This window comes from Herbaspirillum sp. meg3 (assembly GCF_002257565.1).
GTDB lineage: Bacteria > Pseudomonadota > Gammaproteobacteria > Burkholderiales > Burkholderiaceae_D > Herbaspirillum.
The window spans coordinates 5,358,362-5,377,731 of the sequence record NZ_CP022736.1 but is presented as its reverse complement, the minus strand read 5'-3'; the positions used below and the strand labels follow the sequence as shown (position 1 = coordinate 5,377,731).

Sequence of the window (19,370 nt, the reverse complement as noted above, 5' to 3'; positions counted from 1 at the left end):
AGGAGTAAAATGCTTGTCGCTCTGACAGTACCGCCGCTCGCTTTGCGGTAAATGCCGGGGCCGAACCGACAAGCTGTTCCCATCCCCCGTTTTAGCGAAAGCCTCCGATGCTGTTGTTTTTCCCGCGCTCACTCTCAGCGCAGACAGGCCGTCATGTCTGACTTCTTGCCTGGTCTCTTTTCCAATTATGTCATTCTTTGCATCGGCGCATTCGTGGCCGGCCTGGTGGATGCGGTGGTCGGTGGCGGCGGCTTGGTCCTGATCCCGACGCTATTCTCTGTCTTTCCCAATGTCGCGCCGGCGACGCTGCTCGGCACCAACAAGGTGGCCGGCGTCATGGGCACCAGTGCGGCAGCGATCAATTTTGCCCGCAAGGTTCGTATCCATTGGGCGGCCGCGGCGCCTGCAGCCCTGGCTGCATTTGCCTTGTCCTTCATTGGCGCCTATCTGGTCACGCACGTGCCGACGGACTTGATGCGCAAGGCTTTGCCTTTTGTGCTGCTGGCAGTGGCGATCTATACCCTGAAGAAGAAAGACTTCGGCCAACACCATACGCCGTTGTTGTCTGGAGGCAAGGAAAAACTCTACGCCATTCTGGTTGGCGCCGGAGTAGGGTTCTACGACGGTCTGTTCGGGCCGGGTACCGGCAGCTTCTTTGTATTTCTGTTCGTACGTATCTTTGGCTATGACTTCCTGCGCGCATCGGCGGTGTCGAAGGTGGTCAACATCGCCACCAATCTGGCGGCACTGGTTTGGTTCTCCTACAGTGGTCATGTGATCTGGCAGTTGGGTCTGTTAATGGCTGTGTTCAATATCGGCGGTTCTTTGGTTGGTACCCGGCTGGCGATGAAACATGGCAGCGGCTTTGTCCGCAAACTTTTCTTGTTCGTGGTGAGTGCGCTGATTTTGAAGACAGGGTATGACGCGTTTTTAAAATAAATCCAGAATAAATTTCTGCGATTGTTTCACGTGAAACAATCGCAGGGAGATATCAAGCGGTGAAAAGGGAAGCTAAGGCTTCCCTTTTTATTTGCTCAAAAACTATTCGACCGATCGTCGAGAGTTGCCGGTCATCTATATGGGTAATCCAAATTGTTTCACGTGAAACAAAAAACGTGATTAAAAAGGGAATAACAGGGGGTGGGTCTGATACCTACCCGAAAAAGACTTTATAATCTCGCCTCTGTTCACCGTCTCCACGAGGCGCATTATGCTATTCCCCACACAATTTGATGTCATCGTTGTCGGCGGCGGTCACGCCGGAACCGAAGCCGCATTGGCATCCGCCCGCATGGGCCAAACAACATTGCTGTTGACGCACAATATCGAGACCCTTGGTCAGATGTCCTGCAATCCTTCCATCGGCGGCATCGGTAAAGGCCATCTGGTCAAGGAAGTCGACGCCATGGGCGGGGCGATGGCAATTGCGACTGACGAGGCGGGCATTCAATTCCGCATTCTCAATTCGTCCAAAGGCCCGGCTGTCCGCGCCACGCGCGCCCAGGCTGATCGCATCCTGTACAAGCAAGCGATCCGTTCGCGCCTGGAAAATCAGCCGAATCTGTGGCTGTTCCAACAGGCCGTAGACGATCTGATGGTCGAAGGCGACCGCGTGATTGGCGCGGTGACTCAGGCCGGGATCAAGTTTGCGGGCAGGGCGGTGGTGCTGACTGCTGGTACTTTCCTCGACGGGAAGATCCACGTCGGCCTCAATAATTACTCCGCCGGCCGTGCCGGGGATCCGCCGGCGATCTCTTTGTCGGCGCGACTGAAGGAACTCAAGCTGCCGCAAGGCCGCCTGAAAACCGGTACGCCTCCACGTATCGATGGCCGCAGCATCGACTTTTCGGTGCTGGAAGAGCAGCCGGGTGACCTCGATCCGATCCCGGTGTTCTCGGTCATGGGCAATGTCGGCATGCATCCGGCACAAATGCCGTGCTGGATTACCCATACCAACACCCAGACGCACGACATCATTCGCGCGGGTCTGGATCGCAGCCCGATGTACACCGGCGTGATCGAAGGTGTCGGTCCGCGCTATTGCCCGTCGATTGAAGATAAGATCCACCGCTTCTCCGGCAAGGATTCTCACCAGATCTATCTGGAACCGGAAGGCCTGACGACCAACGAGTTCTATCCCAACGGCATCTCCACCAGCTTGCCATTCGACGTGCAACTGGCACTGGTGCGCTCGATGCGCGGCATGGAAAACGCCCACATCCTGCGTCCGGGCTACGCCATCGAATACGATTACTTCGACCCGCGCGGCCTGAAATCTTCGCTGGAAACCAAACAAATCCAGGGCTTGTTCTTCGCCGGCCAGATCAATGGCACCACCGGCTACGAAGAAGCGGCTGCGCAAGGTATGCTGGCCGGCCTCAACGCCGCGCTGCAAACACAGGGCCGCGACTCTTGGACGCCACGCCGCGACGAGGCCTATCTCGGCGTGCTGGTCGATGACCTGATTACTCAGGGTGTGCAAGAGCCTTACCGCATGTTCACCAGCCGTGCCGAATATCGCCTGAGTCTGCGTGAAGACAACGCCGACCTGCGCCTCACCGAAATCGGCCGCCAACTTGGTTGCGTCGGCGACGCCCAATGGGAAATGTTCGAGAAAAAGCGCGAAGCTGTTTCACGTGAAATGGAGCGCCTGAAATCCACCTGGGTGAATCCACGTATCCTCGCAGACGCCGAAGCTGAACGTGTGCTGGGCAAAGCCATTGAGCGCGAATACAACCTGGTCGATCTGCTGCGCCGTCCGAACGTGACCTACGACAGTCTGATGACCCTGACAGGCACTGACGGTCAGACGCTCGCCGGCCCCGGCGTCACCGATGATCCGGTCCGTGAACAGATCGAGATCCAGATCAAGTACGCCGGCTACATCGACCGTCAGGCCAAGGAAATCGGCCGTCAGGAACACAATGAAAGTCTGAAGCTGCCGGCTGATCTCGACTACATGGACGTCAAAGCCCTGTCGATCGAAGTGCGCCAGAAGCTCAACAAGCACAAGCCGGAAACCCTCGGTCAGGCGTCGCGGATTTCCGGTGTGACGCCGGCAGCGTTGTCTTTGCTGCTGGTTCACCTGAAAAAGGGCGGTCTGAAAAATGCTGCCGCTGATTCTGCTGAGACTCCAGACTCCGACAACCACAATCAGGCGGCCTGAGTATTTTGAACACGACAACGACAGACTCCAAACTGGCTGACACACTGAGCGTCGGTGCCGATGCACTCGGCCTCGCGCTCAGCGCCGGTCAGCAACAGAAACTGCTGGCATACCTCGCTCTCATGGCGAAGTGGAACCGCACCTACAATCTGACTGCGCTGCGTGATCCGGCGCAGATGATGACCCATCACCTGTTGGACTCGCTGGCCGTGGTCAAGGCTTTCGACGGCGCCACCAATGTGCTGGATGTCGGCGCCGGCGGTGGTTTGCCGGGCATTGTACTGGCTATCTGGGCGGCCGAGGCACAGCCGGCCATGCGCGTTTCCATGATCGATACGGTGCACAAGAAAACTGCTTTTCTGACGCAAGCCAAGGCGGAGTTGCAATTAAGCAACGTATCCGTCTACACGGCGCGTGTCGAACAGTTGCAGGTTGAGCAACTGTTTGATGTGATCACTTCGCGCGCCTTTGCGGAACTCAATGACTTCGTTAACTGGTCGAATCATTTGCTGCAACCCGGCGGCCATTACATCGCTCTCAAAGGCGTGATGCCGCAGGATGAAATTTCGCGTCTTCCGGAGGGATGGAAAGTCGCCCGCACTGAAGCTTTGCAGGTTCCGGGTCTGGATGCCGAACGTCATCTGATCTTCATTGAAAGGTCCTGAATGTCTACCCAGCTTGCCCGCCGTTTGTTTTCTTCTTTGACGCTGGCCTGCGCGGCTGCGCTGCCGGTGTTGCCTGTGATGATCGCGCTGCATTCCACGCAGGCGGTCGCTCAGGAAGTCGTCACCGTTCCCTCGGTGGATCTGAAGCGCTACGTCGGCAAGTGGTATGAAATCGCGCGCTTTCCCAACAGCTTCCAGAAAAAATGCATCGCCAACGTGACTGCGGAATACCGTGCACGGGCAGACGGCGATATTGACGTCGTCAATCGCTGCAAAGTGGAAGGCGGTGTGCTCGATCAGGCCAACGGCCTGGCGCGCATCACCGAGGGCAGCAACAATACCAAGCTGCAGGTGCGCTTTGCCCCGGCATGGCTGGCATGGTTCCCGCTGGTGTGGGGTGACTACTGGATCATCGATCTGGATCCTGACTATTCGGTCGCTACCGTCGGCACACCGTCGCGCGACTATCTGTGGATTCTGTCGCGCAAACCGGCACTGTCGACCGCAGAATACGAAGCCGCAGTGAACAACGCTACCAAGCAGGGGTTCGATACGTCGAAGCTGGTGAAGACACCGCAGCAGTAGTAAAGATAACGCGAAGACAACGCAGCACAAAGTAACGCAATAAAACGAGGAGACATCATGCAGGCACTCTTTCATACCATGGGCATCACCGACGTCTGGCAACTGGTTGCGGCGACCGTCGTGTTCCTGATGCTGCCGGGCCCGGGTACGTTCTGCGTGCTGACTTGTTCGGCCAAGCATGGCTTGCGCGGGGGCTTTGCGGCAATCGCCGGCCTGATGCTGGGCGATATCGTGCTGATGTTTCTGGCGGCGATCGGCGTGGCGGCATTGCTGCATGCGAACCCGGTGCTGTTCAAGGGGATGCAATACATCGGCGCGGCGTATCTTGCTTATCTCGGCGCGCGCCTGCTGTTTGCGAAAGAAGAGGGCGGATCTTCGGTGGTGCCGTTTTCGAACATGGCGGATTTTCGCCGCGGCTTTTTTGTGACCTTGATGAATCCGAAAGCGATCGTGTTTTACATGGCCTTTTTCCCGCTGTTCATCGACCCGGCAACGCAGCAGGGCACCGCGACTTTTCTCACCATGGGCGCGGTAATTTGCACTTGCACCCTGATCTATGGCAGTCTGCTGGTCCTGGTGGGAAATGCCGCCGCAAAACGCCTGGCGCACAATCGCACAATCGCCACATTGGCGTCGCGTGCGGCCGGTGTTTTCCTGATTGGCTTTGGCATCAAGCTAAGTACACACTGAGCACCAACTGAACATCAACTGAGCAGAATCTGCACCAGCATTGCATCAACCCTGAGCACCAACGGAACATTCACTAAAAAGAACCTATGGCTAAAATCTTTTGCGTTGCGAATCAAAAAGGCGGCGTCGGTAAAACCACCACAGCAGTCAATCTCGCCGCCGGTCTGGCGCAGCACAATCAGCGCGTGCTGCTTGCCGACCTTGATCCGCAAGGCAATGCGACCATGGGTTCCGGCATCAACAAGGCCGAGCTGCAGGGTTCGATCTATGAAGTATTGCTCGGCATGTCCGACATCAAGAGTGTGCGCAAGCGGTCCGAAAGCGGCAACTTCGACGTGCTGCCCGCCAATCGCGAACTGGCCGGCGCCGAAGTCGAAATGGTCGAACTCGACAACCGCGAGAAGCGTCTCAAAGATGCTTTTGCCGCCGTTGCCGACGACTACGATTTCATCCTTATCGATTGTCCACCGGCGCTGTCGCTGCTGACCCTCAATGGTCTGTGCTCGGCGCACGGCGTGGTGATCCCGATGCAGTGCGAATACTATGCGCTGGAAGGTTTGTCCGACCTCGTCAACACCATCAAGAAAGTCCATGCCAAGCTCAATCCCGATCTCAAGATCATCGGTTTGCTGCGCGTGATGTTCGACCCGCGCATGACGCTGTCGCAGCAAGTTTCCGAGCAGCTTGAGCAGCACTTCGGCGACAAGGTTTTCAAGACCGTGATCCCGCGCAATGTGCGTCTGGCGGAAGCACCATCCTACGGCATGCCGGGTGTGAATTTCGACGCCGCATCGAAGGGTGCGCAGGCTTATATCGCGTTCGGCGCCGAAATGGTGGAACGCATCAAGACGCTGTAATCGTTATAAACGATATAAATAATTTTAGTAATCAGTAATTCAGAAACAGGTAGGTAACCAAGATGGCAACCAAAAAATCAAAAGGCCTCGGCCGCGGTCTCGACGCACTGCTCGGCGGATCTTCCGACATGACCGAAGACGAGCCGGTGGTCGCTGGTTCGCCATCGGTAATGCCGGTCACGGATCTGCAAGCCGGCAAGTATCAGCCGCGCAGCCGCATGGATGAAGGCGCGCTCAACGAACTCGCCGCATCGATCAAGGAACAAGGCCTGCTGCAACCTATCCTGATTCGCTCCATCGGCCAGAACAACGGCAAGGACATCTACGAAATCATCGCCGGCGAACGCCGCTTCCGCGCCGCCAAGATTGCCGGCTTGACCGAAGTACCGGTGCTGGTAAAGAACGTCGACGATCAGACCACCGCCGCGATGGCGCTGATCGAAAACATGCAGCGCGAAGATCTCAATCCGCTGGAAGAAGCGCAGGGTATCCATCGTCTCATCACCGATTTCAACTTCACGCATGAACAGGCTGCCGTGGCCGTCGGCCGTTCGCGCAGCGCGGTGTCGAACCTGCTGCGTTTGCTGAACCTGGCCAAGCCGGTGCAGACCATGCTGATGGCCGGCGATATCGACATGGGTCATGCACGTGCCTTGCTGGCGGTTGATTCCGCCACGCAGATCAATCTGGCGAACCAGATCGTCGCCAAGCGCATGTCGGTGCGCGAAGCTGAAAAACTCGTCGTGCGTACGACGGCGGAACAAGCAGCATCGAATAAACCACGTGACGGCGGCAAAGAGAAATCGCGCGACATCGCGCGTCTGGAAGAAGAACTGTCCGACATCCTCGCCACGCAAGTGTCGATCAAGACCGGCGCCAAAAACAAGGGCCAGCTCATCATCAGTTTCGCCGGCCTCGATGCACTCGACGGCGTGATCGCGCGTCTTCGTGGAGAAGCAGTAGAGCAGTAAAGCAGAAGTAGTAAAGCGGACCGGCAGAGACGCCGGTCGCAACGGACGACAGAAAAGGAAGCGCCATGCCTTACCTGCAACTCGACGTCAACGGTACTTACCCGGCAGAGCAAAAGAAGCAGCTCGCCACGCGCATGGCAAAGACGTACGCTGAGATGATGAGCGTCGACATCCGTCGCATCAGCATTGTTGTGCGTGAATGCGGCGACGGCAGCGTCTGGCGCACCGTCGACAGCGGCGAGGTGGAACCGGTCTCGGTGCTGATGTGCGATATCCGCCGCGGCCGCACGCCGGAGTTGCGCATGGAAGTCGCCAAGGCGTTGTGCAAGGATTGCATCGACGTACTGGGCCTGCGCGAAGATCGTCTCAACGTCGAATTCACCCAGCACACCGGCGACGAAATGTACCACCCGACCCTGGGCGGCTACAGTCCGGAATGGTCCGCAGGCGAAGCCGGGCCGGACTGACCCGACCCTGATTTGCAGCGTGGCTCTTCAGTCCGGCGCTGCGGTCATCCCATCTTCAGTATTCACTTCACCTGCAAAAAATTATCACGGTACTGCTGTGCGCTGATGCCCAGCCGTCGCTGGAACACCACGCGCATGTGACTCGCATCGCGGAAGCCGCAGCGGTAAGCCACCGTTTTCAGCGGCGCCGCCGAACTCTCCAGCATCACGCGCGCCGCATCGACGCGTGCACTCTCGATGAACTCCGCCGGTGTCATGCGTGCATCACGCGCAAACACACGCGCAAAATTGCGCGGACTGCTGGAGACCACTTTCGCCAGCACGTCGACGCTGAGCTTGTCCTGCAAATGTTCGCGCACGTAATGCTGCACCTGGCCGACCAGCGACATCTCTTCGGCGTAAGGCGTGAGATAAGGACTGAACTGCGATTGTCCGCCGCTGCGCTGCATGAAGACGACCAGACGCTTGGCGACATTGAGCGCGACTTCCTGCCCCATGTCTTCCGCCAGCAACGCCAGCGACAGATCGATGCCGGCGGTCACGCCCGCCGACGTCACCAGCTTGCCGTCGCGCACATAGATACGATCCGCATCGACGTTGACGTCGGGAAAATCGCGCGCCAGTGCCGCCGCATCGTTCCAATGCGTGGTGACGCGCTTGCCGCTCAACAGCCCGGCGCGTGCCAATAGAAATGCACCGTTGCAGATCGAGCCATGGCGTCCGGCGCGATGTGCCGCTTGCACCAGCCACTCGCTCAACGCGGCGTCGTGCGCATGCTGCGGCAAGGCCGGGCCGCCGGCTACCAGCAGCAGATCGACGGCATCACGGGCTTCGCTGTAATGACGATGCGGCACGATCTGCATGCCGTTGGAGCAGGCGATGACATCGCGCGTGCTGCCGATCACCTGCAAGTGGTAGTGCTGTTGTGGCAGCAAAAAACGATTGGCCTCTGCGAACACATCCAGCGGGCCGGAAACATCCAGCGCCTGAACTCCGGGAAACACCAGCAGGGCAACAGTGGGCATGACAGTGAGGAAGAAGGTGAAGTGAAGGTAGCGCAACGAATCAACTGACGCCATCATAGCGCCGTCTTCGCTGGCGGGCAGGCATTGCCGCGTCCGTGGCAGAAAAACGCCGCAGGATGGCTGTCAACGCGTCCTCGTGGCACTGTCTTTGTCGTGCGCCGCCACCGATAATTTTCTCCATCGGGAACGTGCATGGTGTGCGTTCCTCTGCACCTTCTTCAGGAGAACACATGAACACTGCTACCACCACCGTGGCGTCCGCCGACGCCGAACGTGTCGGCCCGGCTTTTTCAGTCGACGGCATGCTCGCTGCCCGCAACAAGACGCGTCAGGCGATTCGCGATATCGCAGTGCAGGTCAAGCCGGGCATGGTGGAAGAGGATGCCGTCGCCATGGCCAAACAAGTCCTCATCGACGCCGGCCTCACGTTGAGCTGGCACCCGACCCGCGTGCGCTTCGGCCGCAATACCACCAAGCCGATGCGGCAGGCGTCGGAGCCTGGCGTGGTGTTGCAGGAGAACGATATTTTCTTCATCGATATCGCGCCGCGCCATGACGCATGGGAAGGCGATGGCGGCGCGGCCTTCGTTGTCGGTAATCAGGAGGAGTACGCACGCTGCGCGCAAGATGCCGAGGCCGTGTTTCATGCCGCACGACGCGCATGGAGCGAACAGCAATTGAGCGGCGAAGCGTTGTACGCCTTCGCAGAAAACGAAGCACGCAAGCGCGGCTGGGAATTGAATTTCGATTTGCCGGGACACCGCGTATCGGATTTCCCGCACGCCGCAATCCACACGGGATCATTGGCGGAATTTGACGGCGTGCCGTCGGCGATGCGCTGGATTCTGGAGATCCATTTGCGTCATCCTGACCATACTTACGGCGCCTTCTTCGAGGACATGCTGCTGGAAGATAGCTACTATCGTTGATCGCAGGCTATTTGCTAGGCACTGCGCAACACTACTTGGCAGGAGGTAAATTACTTGGGTGAATGCTGCTGTCGCAGGTGAAGCGATCCTGGCCGGAAGGAGTGCGCAAGAGAGGTAAAGGCTTCTCCGAGAGATACTCGTCATGCAAATCCGGCGGATACGGCTTCTCGAGATCAATGCTTGGCACAAGGGGATATTTGGTGACGGAGGTCGAGCCATTGGTTTGACTGATCTTTTTAACTAAATAAAACCCATCCTTGGCGACGAGGATGGAGTAGTTCACGGAATCGATGTGGGGAGAGCCGCTCTGCATGTATTTCTTATACTTGAACGTTCTTCCGCCATCAGTGGAATAGCCCAGATAGGCGTTGCAGCCTTTGTCGCCGCATGTCCCGCCGGGTGCTTCAGGGATAACTATGTTCAGGCCCGTCGGGTCGGCGATGCTGAGACGACCTTGATACTGGCTTAAATTGCCCCTCATAATCTCGGTACGTATGCCAGCCTTCGTATCGATGTAATAATTCTGTCCATTACAGTGATCGTAGTTTTCTATGGAGACGTAGCGATGATCGTCAATTCGATAAATGACTTGCGGAGTGACGTCGTACGACGTTGGTGCAACTGGCTTTCTATATTCACCAGCGTTGTAGTAGCTATCCTGGCTAACGCATGCCGTTACACAGATTGTCAGCAAGACAGCGCTGATCATTTTTAGTATATTCATCATCTTTTCTTTCAAAGTTGTTGTTGCCTTCATTAAGCGCCACCGTATGTTTTATTGCTCTTGATTCGTTCTTCATCGGCTCGGCGTATCTGTTCGCTGACCGTCTCAGGATCAAGGCCAGGTGGCTTGGCTGGCACGGCTAATTTTCCTTCGGCGAAGTAGTCATCCTGAAAGCTGGTCCAGTCGGCCAGACGGATAAGCCGGGCCCAATCCTGCAAGGTGTAGCTCTCGGCATAGCCGATTGGCAGGTCGTAAGCCACTACGCGCTTCATGAACTCGACGTGCATGGGCATGGTGCTGTGATTGGGCGGCATCGGATACCAGTTCGTGATGCGTTCTTGCATTTCCTCCTGCGTCTCCAGTTCTCGCTTCTTGCCGCCCGGACTGTACACGTCGTCGCGGTTCATATAGTTTTCAGCCTGATAGATGGATTTGTAAGCAGGAAAATCAGGTTCCCAATATCGCCCTGTCTTGGGATCAATTGCTCCCCACTTTCTGGCTGTATGAGGAGCCCGGTCAAAATAAACTGGCTTACTGTCATCTGTGACATCCACAGGCTTACTCATCTCCTCGGCAGTCAGTGGATTAGGTACCTTCTCGGCATTGACGGACACCATCTGATCGTTCGGCGGTTCTGACCACAGCTTGCCGAACTTGGCGATGGGCTTGTTCTTGTTCCAAAAGTCGGTGGGCATCACACCCGGTTCCGGATCGGGAATACGGGGCAGGGTGCCGAAAGGCGCCAATGCAGGTTCGTCACCGCACGACATGCCGCGTGCAAGCATGCGCTGCTTGACCACATCCTGCATGCCGAACAGCACGCCGCCGGGGATGCCTTGTCAGCCTATGCTTTGCAATGGCGTGGATCCCATGACGCGGTCGTGCGGGTCGAAATAGCTATACAAGCGCCCATGGTTGTCGCGTTCGGGTGTGCCGCAAGGGTGGACGATATCAGTTTCCTTTCACTATTTCGATCTGTACATACAGACTACGGAACACTTCGGTCACGTTTAGTCTGTGTGGACAAGACCGTGCTTGCCATCATTAGCAGGGGCAAAAACCTATTTCTTCTTGGGCAGGTTGCTGGGACGGATGCTGGCGTCGCAAGTAAAACGGTCTTGGCCGGAAGGCGTACGCAAATTGGGAAGAGGTTTTTTCGATGTAGAAAAAGTCTCACCGCTAATTCCCTCTGGATAAGGGCTGCGATTATCGAAATCAAGACCCGGGAAAAGTGGATATCTCCGTACATACGAATCAAACTTTCCTTTCGCATACTCCGATGTCTCCACCACATAAAACCCATCCTTGGCGACGAGGATGGAGTAGTTTTCGGAGTCCCTGTGGGGAGAGGCGCTTTGCATATATTTCTTATACTTGAACGTTCTTCCGCCATCGCTGGAATAGCCCAGATAGACATTGCAGCCTTTGTCTCCGCATGATCCTCCCGGTGCTTCAGGGATAACAATATTCATACCGGTCGGGTCTGCGATACTGAGGCGTCCCTGATATAGGCTCAAATTGCCGCTCATGATTTGCGTACGTATGCCCGCTTTGGTATCGATGTAGTAATTCTCCCCGTTGCAATGATCGTAGTTTTCCAGAGAAATATAACGATGATCGTCAATCCGATAGATGACCTGTGGCGGCACGTCATATGTTGGGGGCGGAGCCGGCTTCCTGTATTGATCGGAACGGTAGTAGTCATCATGATTGACGCATGCCGTCACGCTGAGCACCAGCAAGGCGGTACCGATCATTTTTAATATCTTCATCATGTTGGTTGCTTTCTTTGTCTTAGTCGTCGGAAGGAGCTTCATGCGCCATTGTGAATGCGTGCTTCATCGGCCCTGCGTTGCTGTTCGCTGACTGTCTCGGGGTCAAGGCCAGGTGGCTTGGCTGGCACGGCTAATTTTCCTTCGGCGAAGTAGTCATCCTGAAAGCTGGTCCAGTCGGCCAGACGGATAAGCCGGGCCCAATCCTGCAAGGTGTAGCTCTCGGCATAGCCGATTGGCAGGTCGTAAGCCACTACGCGCTTCATGAACTCGACGTGCATGGGCATGGTGCTGTGATTGGGCGGCATCGGATACCAGTTCGTGATGCGTTCTTGCATTTCCTCCTGCGTCTCCAGTTCTCGCTTCTTGCCGCCCGGACTGTACACGTCGTCGCGGTTCATATAGTTTTCAGCCTGATAGATGGATTTGTAAGCAGGAAAATCAGGTTCCCAATATCGCCCTGTCTTGGGATCAATTGCTCCCCACTTTCTGGCTGTATGAGGAGCCCGGTCAAAATAAACTGGCTTACTGTCATCTGTGACATCCACAGGCTTACTCATCTCCTCGGCAGTCAGTGGATTAGGCACCTTCTCGGCATTGACGGACACCATCTGATCCTGCGGCGGTTCTGACCACAGCTTGCCGAACTTGGCGATGGGCTTGTTCTTGTTCCAGAAGTCGGTAGGCATCACACCCGGTTCCGGATCGGGAATGCGGGGCAAGGTGCCGAAAGGCGTCAATGCCGGTTCGTCACCGCATGACGTGCCGCGCGCGAGCATGCGCTGCTTGACCACATCCTGCATGCCGAACAGCACGCCGCCGGGGATGCCTTGCCAGCCTATGCTTTGCAATGGCGTGGATCCCATGACACGGTCATGCGGGTTGAAATAGTTGTACAGCCGCCCATGGTTGTCGCGCTCGGGTGTGCCGCAGGGGTGGACGATGTCGGGTTTCCAGAAATGCATTTGGCCGCACTTGGTGGCGCCCACACGCAGGCAATCGAGCCGCTTCTGATTGAAGAACTGCTGATTGGGCCGCAGCTTGTCGACGATGGCCTGCAAGGTGCGCAGCCGCGCGCCGTCGGTGGGGCGGTCACCGCCGACTGTCAGGGCGTCAGTGATCTTGTCGGTCAGGGCATAGGGCGAGTTCATGAGCATGACGGCATCGGGCGGCCGCTTCTTGCACAACAAGGTCGCCGCCAGCGCGATCATGGTGCCCTGACTGTGCGAAAGCAGTGTCACGCTATTGAGGGACTGTTCGCGGATGGTGTCGATCAGATTGGCCAATCGTTGCGCAGCATGGGCGAAATACTCGCGTGGTGGCGCATCGTTCAGTTGCCGCTCTACCTCGGTGTTCAGGTGCTGCATGTCGAAGCCCAGTACATGACGACTAAACCCCTCCTTGTTCCAGAGCTGTTGCAGGCTGTTGGTGCCGTTCTGGAAAGGGCCGCCGCCCCAGTACCAGAGGTCTTCGGCATCCTTGTTTTTAACGGGGTCGTAGGTGGCGTGGTCGAGCTGGTCGGGATTTTTTAGCGGGATGCGCCATTTGCCCTCAGATCCCTTTGGGGCGCGGTAGCCCCAGTAGAAGCGGATGACGGGGGAGCGACCGTCGTTGTCGGGATCTAGCTGACGACGGATAGGCTCTTCTGTTTTTGGATCTTGGGTAAGGTATCTATTTGTTTTGAGATCATCGCGATTGAGCCGCTCGTTCAATCCTGCGCACAAAGCTTTTTCCGCCACGTCGTACCACTCTCCTTCGGAATTGACGCCATGCACGAAGATAACAATGCCGGGCATGTTGATGGGCAGATCGGCACGCGCCCATACTTGATAGCTCTCGGGCGTTTCGAAGGATTTCCAGTTGAAGTTGCCGAAGGTATCCATGGTGCGTTCACATGGATTCATTGCGTCGGGATGTTGGTAGCCTGACTTTGCTGGCTTGCCATCGAAGCAATTTGTTTTAATGGGGTAGTTCACAATAGCCATGCTGAGTTTCCTTCGAGTAGTCATGCAACGAGATCGTTGATCTTATTTGCATTGCCTACAAAGAAAAACCCGATAGCTTCTGCTGATTTCAAAAGAAGCTATTTGCCAAAAAATTGCGACAGAATGCCTCGTATCAATTTGTGCCTCCCTTGCAATAAATCATCGCGATACTTCTACGTATAGATTTGGATGGTTGGACATAAGGTGTGTGGAGCCGCACCAATCCGATGCCATCAGGCTTCCTCGCCGAGGAAACCGCCACTCTGATGCGACCACAGGCGCGCATACAGACCGTTGTGCGCCAGCAGCTCCTGATGGCTGCCTTGCTCGACGATGCGGCCCTGATCAAGCACGATCAGCCTGTCCATCGCGGCGATGGTCGACAGCCGGTGCGCGATGGCGACGACGGTCTTGCCTTCCATGAGGCGATACAGGCTTTCCTGGATGGCCGCTTCGACTTCCGAGTCGAGCGCACTGGTGGCTTCGTCCAGCAGCAGGATAGGCGCATCCTTCAGCATCACGCGGGCGATCGCAATACGCTGGCGCTGTCCGCCGGACAGTTTCACACCACGCTCGCCGACATGCGCGTCATAGCCCTTGCGGCCATGCGCGTCAGCCAGATTGCCGATGAACTCATGCGCCTCGGCGCGGTGTGCGGCGGCGATCATGTCCTCATCGCCGGCATCAGGACGGCCATAAAGAATATTGTCGCGCACCGAGCGATGCAGCAGCGAGGTATCCTGCGTCACCATGCCGACTTGTGCGCGCAGGCTGTCCTGCGTGACGTGCGCGATATCCTGACCGTCGATCAGCACGCGGCCTTGTTCGACGTCGTAAAAGCGCAGCAGCAGATTGACGATGGTCGACTTGCCCGCGCCGGAGCGGCCGACCAGGCCGATCTTTTCGCCGGGCCGGATGTTCAGGTTCAGCTTGTCGATCACCTGGCGCGTATCCGGGCCGGTGGCGCCGTAGGCGAAGCTCACGTTTTCAAAACGCAGTTCGCCGCGCTTCACCTCCAGCGGTTGCGCGTCCGGCAAATCTTTCACCTCATGCGCACGCGACAGTGTGTTGATGCCGTCCTGCACGGTGCCGACGTGTTCGAACAGCGCCGCCATTTCCCACATCACCCAGTGCGCGATACCGTTCAGGCGCAGGGCCATCGCGGTCGCTGCAGCCACCGCGCCGATGCCGATCTGGCCCTGCGTCCACAGCCACAGTGCAACGCCGGCGGTCGACAGAATCAGCACCATGTTGAGCGAGTGATTGACGATTTCAAAGCCGCTCACCAGACGCATCTGGCGATTCACCGTGACCAGGAAATCCTGCATCGCGCTGCGTGCATAACCAGCCTCGCGACCGGCGTGCGAAAAAAGTTTGACGGTGGCGATGTTGGTGTACGCATCGGTGATGCGGCCGGTCATCAGCGAGCGTGCATCAGCCTGATTGCGCGCCACTTTGGACAGGCGCGGCACGAAGTAGCGCAGTGCCGCCATGTACAGCACCAGCCAGCCGAAGAAAGGCAGCAGCATCCACACATCGAAGCCGCCAACCACAGCGGCCATGGTGACGAAGTAGATCATCACGAACACCAGGATGTCGCCCATGATCATGCACACGTCGCGTACTGCGAGGGCCGTTTGCATCACCTTGGCGGCAACGCGGCCGGCGAATTCGTCCTGATAGAAACTCATGCTTTGGTTGAGCATCAGGCGATGAAATTTCCAGCGCAGCATCATCGGAAAAGCGCCTGCCATCGTCTGATGCTTGAAGAAGGTCTGCAGCGCAATCAGCACCGGGCTGCCGATCAGCACCACGGCCAGCCACAGCAGGCTGCTGCGTTCCTGCGTCCACAGCTGCGACGGCTCGATGTGGCTGAGCCAGTCGACGATGCGGCCCATCATCGCGAACAGCAGCGCTTCAAACGCACCGATGATCGCGGTCAGCGTCGTCATCGCAACGATGTAGCGGCGCAGACCCTTGGTACAGGCCCAGATGAACGCGGTAAAGCCGCGCGGCGGCGGTTTGGGAATAGTGTCGGGGTAGGGGTGAACCAGTTTTTCAAACCATGCGAGCATGCAATCTCCAAAGTATCGCCAAGAGGACCGGTATGCGCACATGACAACTCATGTGGACAGCGTCGGTGCGGCGAAGAACAGAGATTTTAACCCGTTCACCAAAACGGGGCGGGTAGCTTGCTGCGGGCTGACGATTACTGCCAGCTGGCGTCCGGTTGCACTTGGTTGCATTTATTCCAAAGCCGAAATCTTCCGGATTGCTTATCATCGCAGATGATCTTGCACAGAACCCTTCCGGAACTCACATGACAGCCAACAAGAAAAAAGCCTTCGACCGCCGCGCCATCTGGCAGCTCATCAAACCATACTGGATCTCCGAGGAACGATGGAAAGCCTGGGGCCTGCTCGCAGTCATCATCGCGCTGGTGCTGGTCATGGTCTATATCAACGTGCTCATCACCGACTGGAATCGCACCATGTACGATTCCATGCAAAACAAGGATTACGTCGCCTTCAAGGCACTGCTGTGGCAGTTCAGCTACTTGGCCTTTGCTTATATCGTCGTCGCCACCGCGCGCATCTATCTGACACAGTCGCTGCAGATTCGCTGGCGTAGCTGGATGACCGACAAGTACATGGAGAAATGGCTGGCGCATCACGCTTACTACCGGATGGAGCAGGGCCACATCGCCGATAACCCCGATCAGCGTATCGCCGAGGATCTGCGCTCGCTGACGTCGAACACCATCAGCCTTGTGCTGGGCTTCATCTCCAGCGCCGTCACGCTGGTATCGTTTGTCGGCATCCTGTGGGCCATCAGCGGCCCGGTGTCGTTCGCTCTGATGAATCGCGAATGGGTGATTCCCGGCTACATGGTGTGGTTTGCGATTGCTTACGCCGGCGTCGGTTCGTGGATCATCTGGTGGATCGGCAAGCCGCTGGTGGTACAGAGTTTCAATCAGGAGCGCTTCGAAGCGAACTACCGCTTCGGCCTGATCCGCATCCGCGAACATGCCGAAGCGATCGCACTGTATCGCGGCGAGCATCGCGAACGCGGCGAACTCAATCTGCGTTTCGAAGATATCCGCCAAAACTGGTGGGCCATCATGCGCACCACCAAGAGCCTGAATATCGCGACCAACTTCTACGGCCAGTTCGCGATCATTTTCCCGCTGCTGGTTGCGGCGCCGCGCTACTTCTCGGGCGCCATATCGCTGGGCGTGCTGATGCAGCTCAGCAGCGCCTTCGGCCAGGTGCAGGACGCCTTGTCATGGTTCATCAATGCCTTCACCACACTGGCCGACTGGAAGGCCAGCATCAACCGTCTGGCCGGTTTCAACCTCGCGGTTGAGCAGGCGCAGAAGCAGCCTGCCAGCATCTCGGTAGAACGCAACAACGTCGGCGCCATTCTGCTTGAAAAGGTCGATCTGGCTTTGCCTGACGGCAGCGCGTTGATCGCCGGCGTCAATGGGACGATTCATCCGGGGGAACGCATCCTCGTCAGCGGTCCGTCGGGTTGCGGCAAGTCGACACTGTTCCGCGCCATCGCTGGCATCTGGCCGTACGGCGGCGGCGACATCCAGATTCCGCACAAGTCCAAACTGATGTTCGTGCCGCAATCGAGTTACCTGCCGATCGGCACGCTGCGCACGGCGCTGGCGTATCCGGCGGACGAGGCGGCATACACCGATCTGGCCATGCGTCACTATCTCGATCTGTGCCGCTTGTCGCACTTGAAAGACCAGCTCGACGTCCACAACAACTGGGGCAACCGCCTGTCGCCCGGCGAGCAGCAGCGTCTGGCGTTTGCACGCGTGTTCCTCACGCGTCCGGAAGTGGTTTTCCTCGATGAAGCCAGCAGCGCCATGGATGGCGAAACCGAAGAGGCCTTGTACTCCCTGCTGCAGGAAGAACTGCCGCAGTCGGCCATCGTCAGCATCGCCCACCGCGAAACGGTGGCGCGCTATCACCAGGAGCGCTGGCATTTTTCCAATCGCGACAATGCGCCGGGCGACAGCGTGAGCCGCCTTAGCATTCAGCCGCTTTAATAATGTTGCATGACATTGCGCGACGCCGATGCGCGGCATCGCGCAATGCTTACTTTGCATAACGGCATGCGCGTGTCTGTGCAAGAATGTCTTTATTCCCGATACAAGCTCCGATAACTCTCTTAACAAACGCTCCCATGAACGATCCCATCGTGTACCTTAACGGCGACATGACGCCGCTCTCCGAAGCCCGCATCCCTGTGCTTGATCGCGGCTTCATATTTGGCGACGGCGTCTACGAAGTCATCCCGATGTATGCCCGCAAACCGTTCCGCGGCACGCACCACATTGCGCGCCTGTTCCGCAGCCTCGGCACCATCGGTATTACAAATCCGCATAGCGAAGCCGAATGGCTGGCGCTGATCGATCGCGTGGTGCAGGCCAACGATCTCAATGATCAGATCGTCTACATCCAGGTCACGCGCGGCGTCGCCAAGCGCGGCCATGCTTTCCCCAAGGATCCGGTCACGCCGACCGTGTTCATGATGACCAGCCCGCTGGCGGTGCCGTCGGCTGAAGTGCGCGCCAAGGGCGTGGCATGCGTGACCATGCAAGACAAGCGCTGGTTGAATTGCCAGATCAAGTCGACCTCCCTGCTGGGCAACGTGCTTGCCGCGCAATACGCCGCCGAGCACGAAGTCACCGAAGCGATCCAGTTCCGCGACGGTTTCCTCAGCGAAGCGTCGTCGTCCAACGTCTGGATCGTCAAGGACGGCAAGCTGTCGGCGCCGCCGAAAGACAACCTGATTCTGGAAGGCATCCGCTACGGCCTGATCGAAGAATTGTGCAAGTCGCAAGGCATCGTGTTCGAAGCGCGCCGCATCACGCAGGAAGAAGTTTTCGCTGCCGATGAAGTGCTGTTGTCCTCGGCCACCAAGGAAGTGTTGCCGGTAGTGACCATCGACGACAAGAGCGTCGGCAACGGCAAGCCCGGCCCGGTGTTCGCCAAGCTCTACGCGGCTTACCAGGATGCCAAAGCCGCGCTGTCATAAAGCGCTTTTGATGACTCACTGACGCATGTCCGGCCTTTTATTGTCAATTGGCAAGACATGCGCAAACCGGCTGGTGCATGGCGTAAAATAGGCGCAGTTCCTCGCAGTCCCTATTGAAAGTCGAAAGCCGTACACCATGCCAGCTCCTACCGAAGAATCCCTGATCGAATATCCGAGCGACTTTCCCATCAAAGTCGTCGGCATCATGCACGATGAGTTCGCCAATACCATCGTTGACATGATCACGGAATACGATCCCACTTTCCACGCCGGCAAGGTCGAAATGCGTCCTTCCTCGCAGGGCAAATACCTGTCGCTGACCGTCACCGTTCGCGCGACAAGCCGCGAGCAGCTCGACAACCTGTATCGCGCCTTGTCAGGGCATGAGATGGTCAAGTTCGTGCTGTAAGCCATCAGTCATTCGGCAAGACGTAAAAAAACCGGTTCGCTCTCGCAAGAGTCGAACCGGTTTTTCTTTG

General features: G+C 57.3%; 18 protein-coding genes. 12 read left to right on the top strand and 6 right to left on the bottom strand.

From position 1 onward, the window contains the following. Positions 1-153: 153 nt before the first annotated feature. The 8 genes from hmeg3_RS24185 to hmeg3_RS24150 all read left to right on the top strand — a co-directional run bounded on the left by hmeg3_RS24185 (position 154) and on the right by hmeg3_RS24150 (position 7,401). Positions 154-939: a TSUP family transporter gene (locus hmeg3_RS24185; RefSeq protein ID WP_198361750.1), complete on the top strand. Its 786-nt coding sequence runs from the start codon at positions 154-156 to the stop codon at positions 937-939. A 271-nt stretch (positions 940-1,210) separates the two neighbouring features. Further along, positions 1,211-3,166: a tRNA uridine-5-carboxymethylaminomethyl(34) synthesis enzyme MnmG gene (gene mnmG, locus hmeg3_RS24180; RefSeq protein ID WP_094565985.1), complete on the top strand. Its 1,956-nt coding sequence runs from the start codon at positions 1,211-1,213 to the stop codon at positions 3,164-3,166. A 5-nt stretch (positions 3,167-3,171) separates the two neighbouring features. Then, positions 3,172-3,831: a 16S rRNA (guanine(527)-N(7))-methyltransferase RsmG gene (gene rsmG, locus hmeg3_RS24175; protein ID WP_094565984.1), complete on the top strand. Its 660-nt coding sequence runs from the start codon at positions 3,172-3,174 to the stop codon at positions 3,829-3,831. After that, on the top strand, positions 3,832-4,416 hold the full coding sequence (locus hmeg3_RS24170) for a lipocalin family protein (protein WP_094565983.1): 585 nt from the start codon (positions 3,832-3,834) through the stop codon (positions 4,414-4,416). A 57-nt stretch (positions 4,417-4,473) separates the two neighbouring features. Further along, positions 4,474-5,106 carry a leucine efflux protein LeuE gene (gene leuE / locus hmeg3_RS24165; RefSeq protein ID WP_094565982.1) on the top strand — a complete coding sequence of 211 codons (633 nt, stop codon included), beginning with the start codon at positions 4,474-4,476 and terminating at the stop codon, positions 5,104-5,106. Positions 5,107-5,192: 86 nt separating this feature from the next. Then, positions 5,193-5,963 (top strand): ParA family protein, encoded by a 771-nt coding sequence (locus tag hmeg3_RS24160; RefSeq protein ID WP_094565981.1) that lies wholly within the window; start codon positions 5,193-5,195, stop codon positions 5,961-5,963. Positions 5,964-6,025: 62 nt separating this feature from the next. Then, on the top strand, positions 6,026-6,934 hold the full coding sequence (locus hmeg3_RS24155; RefSeq protein ID WP_094565980.1) for a ParB/RepB/Spo0J family partition protein: 909 nt from the start codon (positions 6,026-6,028) through the stop codon (positions 6,932-6,934). A 65-nt stretch (positions 6,935-6,999) separates the two neighbouring features. After that, a complete protein-coding gene (locus tag hmeg3_RS24150) occupies positions 7,000-7,401 on the top strand; it encodes a tautomerase (protein WP_094565979.1) in 402 nt (133 codons plus the stop codon). 62 nt (positions 7,402-7,463) lie between these two features. Here the strand turns inward: hmeg3_RS24150 and hmeg3_RS24145 are convergent, their stop codons facing one another. Next, the gene (locus tag hmeg3_RS24145; RefSeq protein WP_198361914.1) at positions 7,464-8,426 is read right to left on the bottom strand and encodes a GlxA family transcriptional regulator; all 963 of its coding nucleotides are present in this window, start codon (positions 8,424-8,426) and stop codon (positions 7,464-7,466) included. A gap of 230 nt (positions 8,427-8,656) precedes the next feature. On the opposite strand from hmeg3_RS24145, the gene hmeg3_RS24140 reads away from it, so the two are divergent. Continuing rightward, positions 8,657-9,355, top strand: coding sequence for a M24 family metallopeptidase (locus hmeg3_RS24140; protein ID WP_094565977.1), 699 nt, complete (start codon positions 8,657-8,659; stop codon positions 9,353-9,355). A 31-nt stretch (positions 9,356-9,386) separates the two neighbouring features. Here the strand turns inward: hmeg3_RS24140 and hmeg3_RS24135 are convergent, their stop codons facing one another. The 5 genes from hmeg3_RS24135 to hmeg3_RS24115 all read right to left on the bottom strand — a co-directional run bounded on the left by hmeg3_RS24135 (position 9,387) and on the right by hmeg3_RS24115 (position 15,911). Continuing rightward, positions 9,387-10,112, bottom strand: coding sequence for a hypothetical protein (locus hmeg3_RS24135; protein WP_094565976.1), 726 nt, complete (start codon positions 10,110-10,112; stop codon positions 9,387-9,389). Further along, positions 10,112-10,900 carry a DUF3274 domain-containing protein gene (locus hmeg3_RS24130; protein ID WP_094565975.1) on the bottom strand — a complete coding sequence of 263 codons (789 nt, stop codon included), beginning with the start codon at positions 10,898-10,900 and terminating at the stop codon, positions 10,112-10,114. Before hmeg3_RS24130 ends, hmeg3_RS24135 begins: the two co-directional genes overlap by 1 nt. A gap of 240 nt (positions 10,901-11,140) precedes the next feature. After that, positions 11,141-11,854 carry a hypothetical protein gene (locus hmeg3_RS24125; RefSeq protein WP_157739348.1) on the bottom strand — a complete coding sequence of 238 codons (714 nt, stop codon included), beginning with the start codon at positions 11,852-11,854 and terminating at the stop codon, positions 11,141-11,143. 38 nt (positions 11,855-11,892) lie between these two features. Further along, the gene (locus hmeg3_RS24120) at positions 11,893-13,836 is read right to left on the bottom strand and encodes a DUF3274 domain-containing protein (protein WP_232511796.1); all 1,944 of its coding nucleotides are present in this window, start codon (positions 13,834-13,836) and stop codon (positions 11,893-11,895) included. 233 nt (positions 13,837-14,069) lie between these two features. After that, positions 14,070-15,911 carry an ABC transporter ATP-binding protein gene (locus hmeg3_RS24115; RefSeq protein WP_094565973.1) on the bottom strand — a complete coding sequence of 614 codons (1,842 nt, stop codon included), beginning with the start codon at positions 15,909-15,911 and terminating at the stop codon, positions 14,070-14,072. Between the two features lie 245 nt (positions 15,912-16,156). Between hmeg3_RS24115 and hmeg3_RS24110 the strand changes: the two genes are divergently transcribed. The 3 genes from hmeg3_RS24110 to hmeg3_RS24100 all read left to right on the top strand — a co-directional run bounded on the left by hmeg3_RS24110 (position 16,157) and on the right by hmeg3_RS24100 (position 19,300). Next, positions 16,157-17,899 carry an ABC transporter ATP-binding protein/permease gene (locus hmeg3_RS24110; protein WP_094565972.1) on the top strand — a complete coding sequence of 581 codons (1,743 nt, stop codon included), beginning with the start codon at positions 16,157-16,159 and terminating at the stop codon, positions 17,897-17,899. 137 nt (positions 17,900-18,036) lie between these two features. Continuing rightward, entirely contained in the window at positions 18,037-18,891 is an 855-nt protein-coding gene (locus hmeg3_RS24105) for a D-amino acid aminotransferase (RefSeq protein WP_094565971.1), read from the top strand. 136 nt (positions 18,892-19,027) lie between these two features. Then, positions 19,028-19,300 carry a DUF493 family protein gene (locus hmeg3_RS24100; RefSeq protein ID WP_094565970.1) on the top strand — a complete coding sequence of 91 codons (273 nt, stop codon included), beginning with the start codon at positions 19,028-19,030 and terminating at the stop codon, positions 19,298-19,300. The last annotated feature ends 70 nt before the right edge of the window (positions 19,301-19,370 follow it).

Bases quoted from the DNA above. Each gene is read 5' to 3' on its own strand.
- hmeg3_RS24110 (WP_094565972.1), top strand. From the start codon at position 16,157: ATGACAGCCAACAAGAAAAAAGCCTTCGACCGCCGCGCCATCTGGCAG.
- hmeg3_RS24105 (WP_094565971.1), top strand. From the start codon at position 18,037: ATGAACGATCCCATCGTGTACCTTAACGGCGACATGACGCCGCTCTCC.
- hmeg3_RS24100 (WP_094565970.1), top strand. From the start codon at position 19,028: ATGCCAGCTCCTACCGAAGAATCCCTGATCGAATATCCGAGCGACTTT.
- hmeg3_RS24120 (WP_232511796.1), bottom strand. From the start codon at position 13,836: ATGGCTATTGTGAACTACCCCATTAAAACAAATTGCTTCGATGGCAAG.
- hmeg3_RS24125 (WP_157739348.1), bottom strand. From the start codon at position 11,854: ATGATGAAGATATTAAAAATGATCGGTACCGCCTTGCTGGTGCTCAGC.
- hmeg3_RS24155 (WP_094565980.1), top strand. From the start codon at position 6,026: ATGGCAACCAAAAAATCAAAAGGCCTCGGCCGCGGTCTCGACGCACTG.
- hmeg3_RS24145 (WP_198361914.1), bottom strand. From the start codon at position 8,426: ATGCCCACTGTTGCCCTGCTGGTGTTTCCCGGAGTTCAGGCGCTGGAT.
- leuE (WP_094565982.1), top strand. From the start codon at position 4,474: ATGCAGGCACTCTTTCATACCATGGGCATCACCGACGTCTGGCAACTG.
- hmeg3_RS24185 (WP_198361750.1), top strand. From the start codon at position 154: ATGTCTGACTTCTTGCCTGGTCTCTTTTCCAATTATGTCATTCTTTGC.
- hmeg3_RS24140 (WP_094565977.1), top strand. From the start codon at position 8,657: ATGAACACTGCTACCACCACCGTGGCGTCCGCCGACGCCGAACGTGTC.
- hmeg3_RS24170 (WP_094565983.1), top strand. From the start codon at position 3,832: ATGTCTACCCAGCTTGCCCGCCGTTTGTTTTCTTCTTTGACGCTGGCC.
- mnmG (WP_094565985.1), top strand. From the start codon at position 1,211: ATGCTATTCCCCACACAATTTGATGTCATCGTTGTCGGCGGCGGTCAC.
- hmeg3_RS24160 (WP_094565981.1), top strand. From the start codon at position 5,193: ATGGCTAAAATCTTTTGCGTTGCGAATCAAAAAGGCGGCGTCGGTAAA.
- hmeg3_RS24115 (WP_094565973.1), bottom strand. From the start codon at position 15,911: ATGCTCGCATGGTTTGAAAAACTGGTTCACCCCTACCCCGACACTATT.
- hmeg3_RS24135 (WP_094565976.1), bottom strand. From the start codon at position 10,112: ATGAAGGCAACAACAACTTTGAAAGAAAAGATGATGAATATACTAAAA.
- hmeg3_RS24150 (WP_094565979.1), top strand. From the start codon at position 7,000: ATGCCTTACCTGCAACTCGACGTCAACGGTACTTACCCGGCAGAGCAA.